We start from the raw sequence: 13592 nt of genomic DNA on the forward strand, positions 1-13592 counted from the left end.
GACGCCCTCGCGTGCCCGGTCCCGCACCCGGCCGTGGTTTCCGTCACTCCGCGCGGCCGCGGTCCTGTCGCGTCACATGCCACAGACCTGTTCGCCGGTCACTTTCCGTGCACTCCTGGTCACTTCCCGTGCGTCCTGGGCCACTTCCCGTAAGTCGGGTACGTCGTACGGCCCCGGCGCCGCCCGCTGTGCCGCCGGATGGCGGAAGCTGTCAGTTGTGAGCACCTCCGCCCTCGTCCCGGTCCGCGCCCCCGTCCGCGGTGACGCCGTCCCACCGCGCCCGCTTCATGTCGAGGCGCGGCACGTGGCCCTCCGCGGCGCGCGACGCCCCGCGCAGCGGGGTGCCCTCCGCGCGGTAGTGGTCCAGTGCCCGCAGCTCGTGGCCCGGGAGCAGCGCCCCGTCGGCGCGCACCACGCGCCACCACGGCACCGCGGCCCCGTACAGCGACATGACCCGGCCGACCTGGCGCGGACCGCCCTCGCCCAGCCACTCGGCGACATCGCCGTACGTCATCACGCGGCCGGGCGGGATCAGCTCGGCGACGTCGAGCACACGCTCCGCGTACTCCGGCAGTGCGTGGCTCGTGCGGTCGTCACTCGTCCCGTCGCCGCTCGTGCGGTGTTGGCTCATCCGCCCCATCCTGCCGTACGCCACCGACATCCCGGCCCGGTCCGTGTGCGTCCGGTCACAGGGCCTGCGGGCGGGGGCGGAGGGGCGTATCTTGCGCTTCCCGTGTCCGTGCGGTGCACCCTGATGCCCCGCCGTGCCGCCGGGCCGTGCCACCATCGTGCGGGCGGTGACCGGTGATACGAGAACACGAAGACCAATCAGAGGCGACGAAGGAGCAGGGCGTGCAGCCACCGAAGGCGGCGGACGCCCCTGACGCCGAGCCGCAGCCGGACGCGTCCCGCGCACCCGCCGCAGAGCCCGGAGCCGGGCAGGAAGAGGTCCCCGGACATCTGGCCGGCTCGACGCTCTCGACCGCCGCGGAGGAGCAGGCAGAACGCGTCTCGGGGGACGAGCCGCTGCTGCCCGCCCGGGTGCACCGTCCCTCCGACCTCATGCGGCTCCTCATCGGGGTCCTGGCGATCGTCGTCCTGTTCTCGATCGCCGCGTTCGCCCACGGCACGACCACCGGTCTCGAACAGGACATCAACAAGGGCACCGGTCAGGCCCCCGACATCCTGATCAAGATGGCGGGCCTGGTCTCCAGCATCGCCGTGCTGCTCGTCCCGGTCGCCTTCGCGATCGAGCGGCTGATCAAACGCGACGGTCTGCGGATCGCCGACGGGGTGCTGGCCGCCGTACTGGCCCACGGCGTCACGCTCGCCGCCGACCTGTGGGTGGCCAAGTCCGCGCCCGGCACCATCCAGGACGCCCTGACCCAGCCGCAGCCCGGTGACGCGCTCACCGATCCCGTGCACGGCTATCTCGCGCCGGTGATCGCCTATATGACGGCGGTCGGCATGGCGAGACGGCCGCGCTGGCGGGTCGTGCTGTGGGTGGTGCTGCTGCTCGACGCGTTCGCCATGCTGGTCGGCGGCTACACGACCCCGTTCTCGATCATCCTCACCGTGCTGATCGGCTGGACCGTCGCGTACGGCACGCTGTACGCGGTCGGCTCGCCGAACGTACGGCCGACCGGTCAGCACCTGATGGCCGGTCTGCGCCATGTCGGCTTCCACCCGGTCAGCGCGATGCGCGCCGACGACGCCCCGGACTCGGGCGACCAGAGCGACCGGGGGCGCCGCTATCTGGTCTCCCTGGAGGACGGGCCGCCCCTCGACGTCACGGTCGTCGACCGCGAGCAGCAGGCCCAGGGCTTCTTCTACCGGGTGTGGCGCAGGCTCACCCTGCGCGGCATCACCCAGCGCCGCTCCATCCAGTCGCTGCGCCAGGCCCTGGAGCAGGAGGCGCTGCTCGCCTACGCGGCGATCGCCGCCGGGGCCAACGCGCCCAAGCTGATCGCCACGTCCGAGCTCGGTCCCGACGCCGTGATGCTGGTGTACGAGCACATCGGCGGCCGTTCGCTGGACGCGCTGGAGGACTCGGAGATCACCGACGAGCTGCTGCGCGGCTCGTGGCGTCAGGTGAAGGCGCTCCAGTCCCGGCGGATCGCGCACCGCAGGCTCACCGGCGACGCCATCCTGGTGGATCGTTCCGGCAAGGTGTTCGTCACCGATCTGCGCGGCGGCGAGATCGCGGCCGGTGATCTGGTCCTGCGGATGGACGTCGCCCAGCTGCTGACCACGACGGGTCTGCGGGTGGGCGCCGAGCGTGCCGTCGCCGGTGCGCTGGAGGTGCTCGGCCCCGACGCGGTCGCGGACTGTCTGCCGCTGCTCCAGCCGATCGCGCTGAGCCGCTCCACCCGGGCGGCGCTGCGCCGGCTCGCCCGGGAGCGCTCGCAGCGGGAGCGCGAGGCGGTGCTGGAGGCGTCGGACGCGGCCAAGCGGGCCAGGGCGCACGAGCACGGGGCGGCCGCCGGCGACCGCAAGGCCGACCGCAAGGCGCTGCGCAACCAGAAGCAGGCCGAGAAGCGCGCCCTGGACGACGCCCTGGACGGGGCCCGTGAGGAGGACCTGCTCTCCCAGATGCGGCAGCAGGTGCTGCTGATCCGGCCGCAGGCACCGGTCGAACCGGTGCGTCTCGAACGCATCAAGGCCCGCACCCTGCTCAGCTGCATCGCCGGTGCGATCGCCGCGTACTTCCTCATCTCGCAGGTCACCCAGGCCGATTTCGGCGCGGTCGTCGAACAGGCGGAGTGGGGCTGGGTGGCGGCCGCGGTCGCCTTCTCCGCGCTCAGCTACGTGGCGGCGGCGATGAGCCTGCTGGGCTTCGTGCCGGAGCGGGTGCCGTTCGGCAAGACGGTACTGGCGCAGGTCGCCGGGTCCTTCGTGAAGATCGTCGCCCCGGCCGCGGTCGGCGGTGTGGCGCTGAACACCCGCTTCCTGCAACGGGCCGGGGTCCGTCCGGGGCTCGCCGTGGCGAGCGTCGGCGCCTCGCAGCTGTTCGGTCTCGGCTGCCACATCCTGCTGCTGGCGGCCTTCGGCTATCTGACCGGCACCGAGAAGACACCGTCCTCGCTCACCCCGTCCAGGACGGTGATCGCCGGACTGCTGACGGTCGCCGTGCTGGTGCTGGTGGTGACGGCGGTCCCGTTCCTGCGGAAGTTCGTGGTGACGCGGGTGCGCTCGCTGTTCGCCGGGGTCGTGCCGCGCATGCTCGACGTGGTGCAGCGGCCGCAGAAGCTGCTGACCGGCATCGGCGGGATGCTGCTGCTGACCGGCATGTTCGTGATGTGCCTGGACGCCTCGGTCCGCGCGTTCAGCGGTCCGGACGTGCCGCATCTCAGCTACGCCAGCATCGCGGTGGTCTTCCTGGCGGGCAACGCGCTGGGGTCGGCGGCGCCCACACCGGGCGGAATGGGCGCGGTCGAGGGCGCGCTGACGCTCGGCCTGATCGCGGTCGGCCTGCCGAAGGAGGTCGCGGCACCCGCCGTACTGCTGTTCCGTCTGCTGACTCTGTGGCTGCCGGTGCTTCCCGGCTGGCTCTGCTTCAACCACCTGACCCGCAAGGGCGAGCTCTGACGCCCTCTCAGCCACCGCGCGGGGCCGCCCGCGAGTCCAGTCGGGCGACGGCGCGGCGGCCCGCCACCCGCTTGGACCGGTGTCCCGTGCAGCGACCGGTTTCCCGCCGCACCATGGGCCCATGAGGACCTCCCCCGCTCTGCGTGCCGCCGCCCTGACCGCCGCCGTCACCTTGCTCCTGCCCATCACCGCCTGCTCGCGGAGCGGCGACGGGGAAGGCCCGGACGGGCCGCAGAGCTCACCTCTCGCGGCGAACGTCGCCGAGGGCGGCACCTCCGGCGACCTCTCCTCCCAGGAGCTGACGTGGAAGCCCTGCCCCGCCCCGGCCCCGGCACAGGGCGAAGGAAAGGCGCCGTCCCCGCTGCCCGGCGGCACCCCCTGGGAGTGTTCGTTCATGCGGGCGCCGCTCGACTACGCGAAGCCCGAGGGCGAGACGATCCGGCTGGCACTGATCCGGGCCAGGGCCAAGAACCCGGACAAGCGGATCGGCTCCCTCATCTTCAACTTCGGCGGCCCCGGCGCCTCCGGTGTCGCGACCCTGCCCGCCTTCGGCCCCGACTACGACAAACTCCGCGCCGGCTACGACCTGGTCAGCTTCGACCCCCGCGGCGTGGGCCTCAGCGACGGTGTGAAGTGCGAGACCGACAAACAGCTCGACGCCCGCAGCGAGATCGACGGCACCCCGAACACCCCCGCGGAGGTGAACACCCTCGTCGAGAGCACCAAGGCCTTCGCGGCGGCCTGCGAGAAGAACTCCGGCAGGCAGCTCCCCTATGTCGGCACCACCGACGCCGCCCGTGACATGGATCTGATGCGCCAGGTGCTCGGCGACAAGAAGCTGTACTACTTCGGCATCTCGTACGGCACCGAACTGGGCGGCGTCTACGCCCATCTGTTCCCGAAGAATGTCGGCAGGTCGGTGCTGGACGCGGTGGTCGACCCGACGCAGGACTCCGAGCAGGCCTCGCTCGGCCAGACCAAGGGCTTCCAGCTCGCGCTGGACAACTTCACCAAGGACTGCGCCGAACGGGGCGAGGCCTGCAAGCTTCCCGGTACCAACTCGAAGGAGGTCGAGCAGGGCATCTCCGGTCTGCTCGACAGGCTGGAGAAGCAGCCGGTCGAGGGGATCGGCCCGCGCCGGCTGACGCAGACACTGGCGATCACCGGTATCGCGGCAGCCCTCTACTCCCGGCAGACCTGGCCGCTGCTGGAGGAGGGCGTCGACGAGGCCGACGGCGGTAGCGGCGCGCTGCTCCTCGCCCTCGCCGACTCGCTGAACGGCCGTTCCGACAACGGCCAGTACGACAACTCGATGGCCGCCAACGCCGCCATCAACTGCGTCGACTCCAAGCAGCGGTTCACCGCGGACCAGACCGAGGCCAAGCTCCCCGAGTTCCGGTCCGCCTCGAAGATCTTCGGTGACTATCTGGGCTGGTCCCTGATCAGCTGCACCGGCTGGCCGGTGCCGGGTGCCTGGAAGAACCCGGACGTCAGCGCCCCGGGCGCGGCCCCCATCCTCGTCGTCGGCAACACCGGCGACCCGGCGACGCCGTACGAGGGCGCCAGGGCGATGGCCGACGCGCTGGGCCAGGGGGTCGGCATGATGATGACGTACGAGGGCCAGGGGCACGGCGCGTACAACAGCGGCAACGCCTGCGTGCAGAAGGCCGTGGGCGGCTACCTGCTGGACGGCAAGGTCCCGGCGCCCGGAACCGTCTGCAAGTAGCGGCGCGTCGTCCGTGGGCACCCCCTAGCATGGGCGGACTTTCTGTACATCGTTGAGTACAGGCACATCGGGAGGACGCACACGTGGTCGCACACGCACGCGCCGGGGCTCTGGCCGGCGCCGCACTTCTGCTGACGGGGCTGCTCGCGGGCTGCGGCGGAGGTACGGACGACAAGCCGGACGACCGGGCGGACCGCGATACCGCGTCCTCGGCCGACGGGCCGTCCACCGCGCCAAGCAAGCAACCGGGCACACCCCGGCTGCCCGCGGCCCTCACCTCCCAGCGGCCGGACTGGAAGGGCTGCGAGGCCCGCGCGGGCGAGAGCGCGCCCGGCTCCGCGTGGCGTTGCGCGACGGTCCGGGTACCGCTGGACTACGCGAAGCCGGACGGCGAGACGATCGGGATCGCGCTGATCCGCAAGAAGGCCTTGAACACCGGCCGGCGCCTCGGCTCGATGCTGTTCGACTTCGGCGGCCCCGGCGGTTCGGGGGTCTCGATACTGCCCCGTGCCGCGGGCTCGTACGCCAACCTCAACTCCCGCTACGACCTGGTGGGCTTCGACCCGCGCGGGGTCGCGGGCAGCGAAGGGGTGAGCTGCCGCACCGACAAGGAGCAGGAGACCGCCTACCGGAAGGTCGACATGACCCCGGACACGGCGGCCGAGGAGAGGGCGTTCCTGAAGGACGGCGCCGACTTCGGCGCCGGCTGCGAGCGCCGCTCCGGCAAGGTCCTGCCGTACGTCGGTACGACGAACGCCGCCCGGGACATGGACCTGATCCGCGAGGTGCTCGGCGACAAGAAGCTCACCTACTTCGGCATCTCGTACGGCACCGAGCTCGGCGGCACCTACGCGCATCTCTTCCCGGCGAACGTGGGACGGACCGTGCTGGACGCCGTCGTCGACCCGACCGCGGACACCATCGGGCACGCCCGCAACCAGGCGACCGGCTTCCAGCGGGCGCTGGAGAACTACCTCAAGGACCGCGGTCAGGACCCGAAGGCGGGCACGCAGCGGATCGCGAAGCTGCTGGAGCGGATCGACAGGAAGCCGCTGCCGACCCGTTCGGGCCGCGAGCTCAACGAGTCGCTGGCCATCACCGGCATCGTCACGCCGCTCTACTCCAAGAGCAACTGGCCGTTCCTGACGCAGGCGCTGGACGAGGCCGAGAAGAGCGGCACCGGCACCATGCTGCTCCAGCTGGCCGACTCGTACAACGGCCGTGACGAGAAGGGGCACTACGACACCCAGAACCACTCGCAGCGCGCCATCTCCTGCGCGGACAGCAAGCTCCGGCCGACGGCGGACGAGGCCAGGGCACTGCTGCCGGAGTTCCGGAAGCTGTCCCCGGTGTTCGGCCCGTTCCTGGCGTGGGACACGGCGGGCTGGTGCTCGCAGTGGCCGGTGCCGGGTGAGCACGACCACCCGGAGGCGAGCGCTCCGGGCGCCGGTCCGGTGCTGGTCGTGGGCACGACCGGTGACCCGGCGACGCCGTACGAGGGTGCCCGGAAGATGGCGGACGAGCTGGGCAGGGGCGTGGGCATCCTGCTCACCAACAAGGGCGAGGGACACGGCGCGTACGGCGGGAACACCTGCGTGACGTCGACCGTGGACGCGTACTTCCTCGACGGGATGGTCCCCGACGACGGCAAGACCTGCTCGTAGGGCGCCCCGGGACACGGGGAAGGGGCCGGTCCGTGCGGACCGGCCCCTTCCCCGTGTCGAAGGATGTCTCAGTACACCGGCTTCTCGGGCTCGATCTGGTTGACCCAGCCGATCACGCCGCCGCCCACGTGGACCGCGTCGGCGAAGCCCGCGGACTTGAGGACCGCGAGGACCTCGGCGCTGCGGACGCCCGTCTTGCAGTGCAGGACGATGCGCTTGTCCTGCGGGAGGTCCTGGAGGGCGTTGCCCATCAGGAACTCGTTCTTCGGGATCAGCTTCGCGCCCGGGATCGAGACGATCTCGAACTCGTTCGGCTCACGGACGTCGATGATCTCGATCTTCTCGTCCGCGTCGATCCACTCCTTGAGCTGCTTGGGAGTGATCGTGGAGCCGAGCGCCGCCTCCTGGGCCTCCTCGGACACGACGCCGCAGAAGGCCTCGTAGTCGATGAGTTCGGTGACGGTGGGGTTCTCGCCGCAGACCGCGCAGTCGGGGTCCTTGCGGATCTTGACCTGGCGGTACTGCATCTCCAGGGCGTCGTAGATCATCAGCCGCCCGACCAGCGGGTCACCGATGCCGGCGAGCAGCTTGATGGCCTCGTTGACCTGGATGGAACCGATCGACGCGCAGAGCACCCCGAGCACGCCGCCCTCGGCGCAGGAGGGGACCATGCCCGGCGGGGGCGGCTCCGGGTAGAGGCAGCGGTAGCAGGGGCCGTGCTCGGACCAGAAGACGGACGCCTGACCGTCGAACCGGTAGATGGAGCCCCAGATGTACGGCTTGTTCAGCAGTACGGCGGCGTCGTTGACCAGATAGCGGGTGGCGAAGTTGTCCGTGCCGTCCACGATCAGGTCGTACTGGGCGAAGATGTCCATCACGTTGTCGGCTTCGAGCCGCTCCTCGTGAAGGACCACGTTCACGTACGGGTTGATGCCCAGCACCGAGTCCTTGGCGGACTCGGCCTTGGAGCGCCCGATGTCGGCCTGGCTGTGGATGATCTGGCGTTGCAGGTTCGACTCGTCGACCTCGTCGAATTCCACGATGCCGAGCGTGCCGACACCGGCCGCGGCCAGGTACATCAGGGCCGGCGAGCCGAGGCCGCCGGCACCGACACAGAGCACCTTCGCGTTCTTCAGCCGCTTCTGTCCGTCCATCCCGACATCCGGGATGATCAGGTGGCGGGAGTACCTGCGGACCTCGTCGACGGTGAGCTCAGCAGCTGGCTCGACCAGGGGTGGCAGCGACACAGGAACCTCAACAATGCAGGTGGTCGGTTTCTACGTACTTCATCTACGTACGGTTGTTCTTCCGGTAACACTGCCACGCCCCCTCTCATTCCGAGATACCAGGTCCGATCCGCGAGACGATTTCGTCCCAGTAACTGGGCAGCGCCGCGAATGGGTCCGTTTGTCCGTGTTGGCCGTCTCGGTCCGTGAAGAAGATCGTGCCCGCGCCCTGCCAGCGGGCGATGCGCATGGCCTCGTCGAGATGGGTGCGCGGAACGCCGTGGACGAAGTGCGCGAACCGCTCCGGCGGATAGGAAGCGGTCCACTCCGCCACCTGCGACCAGCGGTAGTCGGTCCATGGCCCGTTGAAGGTGACCAACTGGTCGGCGGCCTCGGCGTAGCCGGGGTACGGGTGGGTGCCCAGGCCCAGCACCAGCGGCCCGCTCCCCTCCCCGTACGGGCGGTCGCCGTGGTCGAGGAGCGTCGCGAGGGTGCTGGTGAGCCGGCGCACCGCCGGGAGGTGGGACCGCTCGGCCGGGCAGCGGCCGAGATAGAAGCCGTCGACGCGGTACCAGTCGAGGAACGCCTGCGCGTCGGCGATCAGTTCCCCGAAGGACCGGCTGCCGAAGGCCAGGTCGAGATGGCCGAGCAGCCGCCCGCCCGCCGCCCGTACCGAGTCCTGCGGATCGTCGCCGTGCAGGGCCCTCTCGCGCGCGTTGCGGAGCCGGCCCGCGGCTTCGAGGCAGTGCGGATCGGGCCGGGCGCCGGGGCCGTTGTCGATGTTCAGGACGGCCCAGTGCAGCGGGGTGCCGGGGCGGGCCAGCTCGGCCCATTCGGCCGGTGCGAGCAGCGGGTGCGCGCAGCCGGGTACGCCGAAGCCGAACTGCTCGGCGCCGCTGGTCCGGCGGGCCGTGCCGATGCTGGTCAGATACGGCATGCCGCCTCCATCCAGATGTCGGCGAGGGACTCCTCCAGATTGATCCGGGGGCGCCAGCCGAGCCGGTCCCGGGCGGTGCGGACGTCGGCCTGCTGCCAGGCGCCGCAGCCGTCCGGGTAGGGGGACGGGGTCGCCGAGAGGTGCTCGATGACCGACTCGGTCGAGGTGCGCGGGGCACCGATGGGCAGCCGGGGCGGGGGCGCGTCGAGCTCGTGGAGCGCGCCCGCGTATCCGGCGACCCTGGCGAGGACGGCGGCCGCGTCCCGGAGCCGCACGGCGCGCCCGGTGCCGATGTTGACGACGCCCTGGGCCGCGGAGAGCGAGGCGGCGTGCACGGCGCGCGCGACGTCGCGTACGTCCACGAAGTCGCGCTGCACGCCCAGGCCGCTGAGCTTCAGTTCGCCGTCGCCGGACTGCATGGCCCGGCGCATCGCCTCGGCGAGCCTGCCGAGCGGGGAACCGGCCGGGGTGCCCGGGCCGACCGGGGAGAAGACCCGCAGCACGACCGCGTCGAGGCCGGAGCCGAGGACGAGTTCGGTGGCGGCGAGCTTGCTGACGCCGTACGGGCCGCCGGGGCGCGGGATCGCGTCCTCGGCGGTGGAGGATCCGGGCTGCGAGGGCCCGTACTCCGAGGAGCAGCCGACCTGGACGAGCCGGGCCGTGCAGCCGCTGCGCCGCATCGCCTCGCAGACCGTGGCGACGGCGACGGTGTTGTGGCGGGTGAGATCGCGGGCCCCGCCGCGGGTGGCGCCCGCGCAGTTGACGACGACTCCGGGGTGGACGGCGTCCAGGAAGCGGGTCAGCGCGCCGGGGCTGCCGCTGGCGAGGTCGAACCGTACGTCGGCGTCGTCGCCGCGGCCGAGCGCCGTGAGGTGCACGGCGGGGTCGGCGAGCAGGCGGTCGGCCACGAACCGGCCGAGGAATCCGTTGGCTCCGAGCAGCAGCACCCTCATCGCGCGCCCCCTCGGCGCCGACGGCGAGCTGCCGGTGAAGGGGATTGGGGGGTCATGTCCGGTGTCTCCTTGAGGAAGTGAGATGCAGTTGCGGGCAATGACCCGCGGCGTCGGCTCCGCGGGGCGTGCGATGGCAGTAGTACGGCTGTGGTGGTTACGCGGCGGCCGGACCTTCATCGCCCGGCCGGGCGGTTGTGTGGGCGGATGCCCTGGAGAGGACGACGGTGGCGGCCACCAGCAGTCCCAGGGCGGAGGCACCGCAGGCGAGGGCGGGTACGGATCCGGTGCCGGACACCATGACGAGGGCGTCCACGGGGCGGGCGAGGAAGTGCAGACCGGGCAGCCGCCCGGTCAGGACCAGCGCGGGTGCCAGGGCCTCGACCGCGCAGGCGACGGCCAGCCCTCCGGCGGCGAGTCCGGGGAACCCGTGCACGGTCAGCAGCCGGGCGAGCAGGAGCAGCACCCCGAGCGCGGCCGCCCCCACGAACGCTCCGCCCTTCCCGTACCCCAGATGCGCGAGGTACAGCAGTCCGGCGAGGGCGCACGAATAGAGCGCCACGGCCCCGAGGAGCAGGGGGCGCACCCCCGCGGCGAACTCCTCCAGTGCGCGGCTGCCGTTGAGTCTGCGATGGGCGTGTACGGAGAAGAGGTGGGCGCACCAGGTGGCCGGGGCGAGCGAGAGGGCCAGGCCCAGCAGCGGTGCGGGGGTGATCGCCCAGGGGCCTTCGGGGCCGCCGCTGAGCACCTGGTCGAGCAGCGGTTCGCCGTACAGGACGTAGCCGAGGAGCCAGCAGCCGTAGACCTTGGCCGCGCCCGGTGAGCGGCCTTCGGCGTGCAGGGGGCCGCTGCGCAGGCCGACCACGAGCCCGATGAGCGCGAGAAGCCCTCCGGCGAGGGCGATCGCGATCCGTGCCCGGCCGTCGAGCGCTCCCTCGGTGAGCCCGAGTGCCCCGGCGGTCGCGATGCAGGCGGCGCCCGGCACCAGCGCGCGGAGCGACCAGGCGGCGCGGGTCGCGATGTCACGCTCCGGCGCGTCGGGCCCTGTCGCGGAGTCCGCCGCCGCACCGGGCACCCGGGCGAAGAGCTCCTCGGCGAGCGAGAAGACGTCCCGGTGCCGGTAGCGGGCGGCGGTGCGGTCGGTGACGCCATGCGCTTCGAGCCCGGCGGCGACCTCCAGCGGATCGACGGCCCGCTCGCACAGCTCGCGGTGCCGGTGCATCAGCGATTTCACGGGGTCGGCGGGGCCCCGGCGCGCGGCACTGGGCCGGCGCGCCGCGGCGGGGCGCGCGATCTCGGGGGCGCGGGAGGGCTCGGAAGCCGCGGCGGCCGGGGCGGACTCGGCCGGCTCGTGCGTCCCGGACTGTCCGTCCGTCCCTGACTGTCCGTCCGTCCCGGAGGGCTCATGCACCCCGGAGGTCTCATGTGTCCCGGAGGTCGCGTGTGCTCCGGGGGGCTCGCTTGTTCCGGTGGGCTCGCTTGTTCCGGGGGTCTCGGAGACCAGGGCCCGGGAGCGGGGGTCCCAGCTTCCGCCGGTCGTCGGGGTGGCGGGTGCGTCGGACACCTCGGTCGGGCCGCCCATGGTGATTCCTCCGTGATCGCCGCCGGCCGTCCCGGACCGCCCCGGCCCGCCCCGCCCCGGCCCGGCCGTCTCGTGCCCCTGTTCACGCATCGCCGCCACCCGCTCCCCGCGCTCCCGCGCAGACGGCCCGGGGCCCGGCGGCCCAGCTGGGTCTGCGGTCGGCCGTGGCCGCCGGGGCGGGACCCGAGGCCGTCCACGGGCCGAGGACGTGCGCCTCCGGCGGGGTGGCGAACGGGCGCGGTCCGCCGTCGGCGTCCACCTCTTCGGCCTCCCTGCGCACCGGGGCGTGCGAGATCAGTTCCAGGTAGATGCCGCGAAATGCCGCGAGGTTCTGTTCGACGGTGAAGAGTTCGAGCGCGCGGGCGCGCGCCGCCGCTCCGAGCCGTGCGCGTCGCTCGGGGTCCCGCAGCAGCGCGAGACAGGCGTCGGCCAGCGCCCTGGGATTGCGCGGGGGCACCACGAGCCCGGTGCCGCCGATGACCTCGACGACCGCGCCGACATCCGTCGACACCGTGGCCCGGCCGCAGAACATCGCCTCGACGAGCCCGGCCGGAAAGCCCTCGACCACGCTGGACAGGACGACGACCCCGCCCGCCGCGTAGGCGTCCGGCAGATCGGCCACCTCGGCCCCGCCGATCTCCTCGAAGGAGACCGGGTTGTCGCCGACGGCATGGGCGTCCGTGGCCTCGTCGGGGAAGAGCTGGGCGGCGAGGGCCCGGCAGTGCGCGAGATACGTGGCGCCTTCGGGGCCCGGGGCCCCGATGATCCTCAGCCGGGTGTCCGGCTCGGCCTTCCGTACCTCCGCGAAGGCGTGCAGCAGTCCGATCAGGTCCTTGGCCGGCTCGATCCGGCCGACCCAGACCAGGGTGTCGTCGGGGCCGCTGTCGCCGCTCTCCCCCAGCGCCGTGAAGCGGCCGGACTCCATGCCGGGGTGGACGGTGCGCAGCTTGCCGCGTTCGGCGCCGCACCTTTCCTGCCAGCGGCGGACATGGGTGTTGCCGGAGGAGACGATCGCGGCCTGCCGGTACACCTCGGTGGCGAGCCGCCCGTGGAAGTGGGCGAGCAGGGCGCGCACCGGCGCGTTCAGCGGGGCGCCGGTCGCCGCGAGGTAGTGGGCCCGCAGCTGCGCGCCGTGCTCGGTGACCAGCAGCGGCACCCCGAAGAAGCGTTTGGCCAGCAGTCCCGGCAGAGCGGCCGGCCCGCCGGACGTCGCATGACAGAGATCGACCGCGCCGAGGCCCTCCTCGTCGTACCAGTCGAGCGAGAGCGGGCGGAGCACCCGGTCGAGCTCCCGGGCGAAGGCGAGGAGGTCGGGGACCGTGGCGCTCCGGACGGTACGCCCGGCGCCCGGGGCGCGGCAGGCCGCTTCGAGCAGCCGCACGGCGGTCTCGGAGCGGAGGGCCGCGGTGAGGCCGCCGTGCTCGCGGGCCAGTTCGGCGAGTCCGTACAGGCCGTCCGTGAACTGCGCGTCCGCGACGGACGTACGCCCTTCGCCGCCCGGTTCGCCCGCGCCCTCACCGCTCCCCGCGCCCGCCGCGCAGACCGAGGCCGCGAGAGCCGAGAAGTGCGCCGCGAAGCGCCACTGTTCGCGCCGCCCGTACGAACGGGTGCCCCCTCCCGTCAGCATCCGGGCCATCAGCCCCTTGGGGGCCCCGGCGCCCGGGACGTCCTCGTCGGCCGTCCACAGCGGCGCCGTCCGCACCCGGCCGACCTGCACCGGGAGCCGGCCCCGCGCCTCCTGGTCGGCGCAGCGGCTGAGCGCGAAGAGATCGAACTCGTGCTGCGCGAGCCCGCGCACCAGACGGTCGCACCAGAGTCCGGACTCACCGGTCGCATACGGGTAACCACCGTCGGTGAGGAGTCCGATCCGCACGAGCACACCCCCGATCTCCCTTGTGGGCGGCCGCCGTTGCAATGGC

At 72.6% G+C, this 13592-nt stretch carries 9 protein-coding genes; 3 read left to right on the forward strand and 6 right to left on the reverse strand.

What is annotated here, in order from left to right; all coding sequences use genetic code 11:
- Nucleotides 1-211: 211 nt before the first annotated feature.
- Nucleotides 212-631, reverse strand: coding sequence for an MGMT family protein (locus ACWCPY_RS29690; RefSeq protein ID WP_451270055.1), 420 nt, complete (start codon nucleotides 629-631; stop codon nucleotides 212-214).
- Between the two features lie 221 nt (nucleotides 632-852).
- Here ACWCPY_RS29690 and ACWCPY_RS29695 point away from each other — a divergent pair, with 221 nt between their 5' ends.
- The 3 genes from ACWCPY_RS29695 to ACWCPY_RS29705 all read left to right on the forward strand — a co-directional run bounded on the left by ACWCPY_RS29695 (nucleotide 853) and on the right by ACWCPY_RS29705 (nucleotide 6978).
- Nucleotides 853-3588 (forward strand): lysylphosphatidylglycerol synthase domain-containing protein, encoded by a 2736-nt coding sequence (locus tag ACWCPY_RS29695; RefSeq protein WP_451270057.1) that lies wholly within the window; start codon nucleotides 853-855, stop codon nucleotides 3586-3588.
- A 121-nt stretch (nucleotides 3589-3709) separates the two neighbouring features.
- Nucleotides 3710-5314 carry an alpha/beta hydrolase gene (locus ACWCPY_RS29700; RefSeq protein WP_451270059.1) on the forward strand — a complete coding sequence of 535 codons (1605 nt, stop codon included), beginning with the start codon at nucleotides 3710-3712 and terminating at the stop codon, nucleotides 5312-5314.
- 83 nt (nucleotides 5315-5397) lie between these two features.
- The gene (locus ACWCPY_RS29705; protein WP_451270061.1) at nucleotides 5398-6978 is read left to right on the forward strand and encodes an alpha/beta hydrolase; all 1581 of its coding nucleotides are present in this window, start codon (nucleotides 5398-5400) and stop codon (nucleotides 6976-6978) included.
- A 68-nt stretch (nucleotides 6979-7046) separates the two neighbouring features.
- Here the strand turns inward: ACWCPY_RS29705 and moeZ are convergent, their stop codons facing one another.
- The 5 genes from moeZ to ACWCPY_RS29730 form a co-directional block, all read right to left on the reverse strand.
- Complete coding sequence (moeZ, locus tag ACWCPY_RS29710; RefSeq protein WP_093549960.1) at nucleotides 7047-8225, reverse strand: adenylyltransferase/sulfurtransferase MoeZ; 1179 nt, start codon at nucleotides 8223-8225, stop codon at nucleotides 7047-7049.
- 85 nt (nucleotides 8226-8310) lie between these two features.
- Nucleotides 8311-9141, reverse strand: a complete 831-nt coding sequence (locus ACWCPY_RS29715; protein WP_451270063.1) for a spherulation-specific family 4 protein — start codon at nucleotides 9139-9141, stop codon at nucleotides 8311-8313.
- Nucleotides 9129-10094: an NAD-dependent epimerase/dehydratase family protein gene (locus ACWCPY_RS29720; RefSeq protein WP_072483872.1), complete on the reverse strand. Its 966-nt coding sequence runs from the start codon at nucleotides 10092-10094 to the stop codon at nucleotides 9129-9131. Before ACWCPY_RS29720 ends, ACWCPY_RS29715 begins: the two co-directional genes overlap by 13 nt.
- 154 nt (nucleotides 10095-10248) lie before the next feature.
- Nucleotides 10249-11673, reverse strand: a complete 1425-nt coding sequence (locus tag ACWCPY_RS29725; RefSeq protein WP_451270066.1) for a hypothetical protein — start codon at nucleotides 11671-11673, stop codon at nucleotides 10249-10251.
- A gap of 82 nt (nucleotides 11674-11755) precedes the next feature.
- Complete coding sequence (locus ACWCPY_RS29730; RefSeq protein WP_451270114.1) at nucleotides 11756-13546, reverse strand: glycosyltransferase; 1791 nt, start codon at nucleotides 13544-13546, stop codon at nucleotides 11756-11758.
- Nucleotides 13547-13592 lie beyond the last annotated feature (46 nt).

The sequence above is a fragment of the Streptomyces sp. NPDC002403 genome (genome assembly GCF_053593015.1).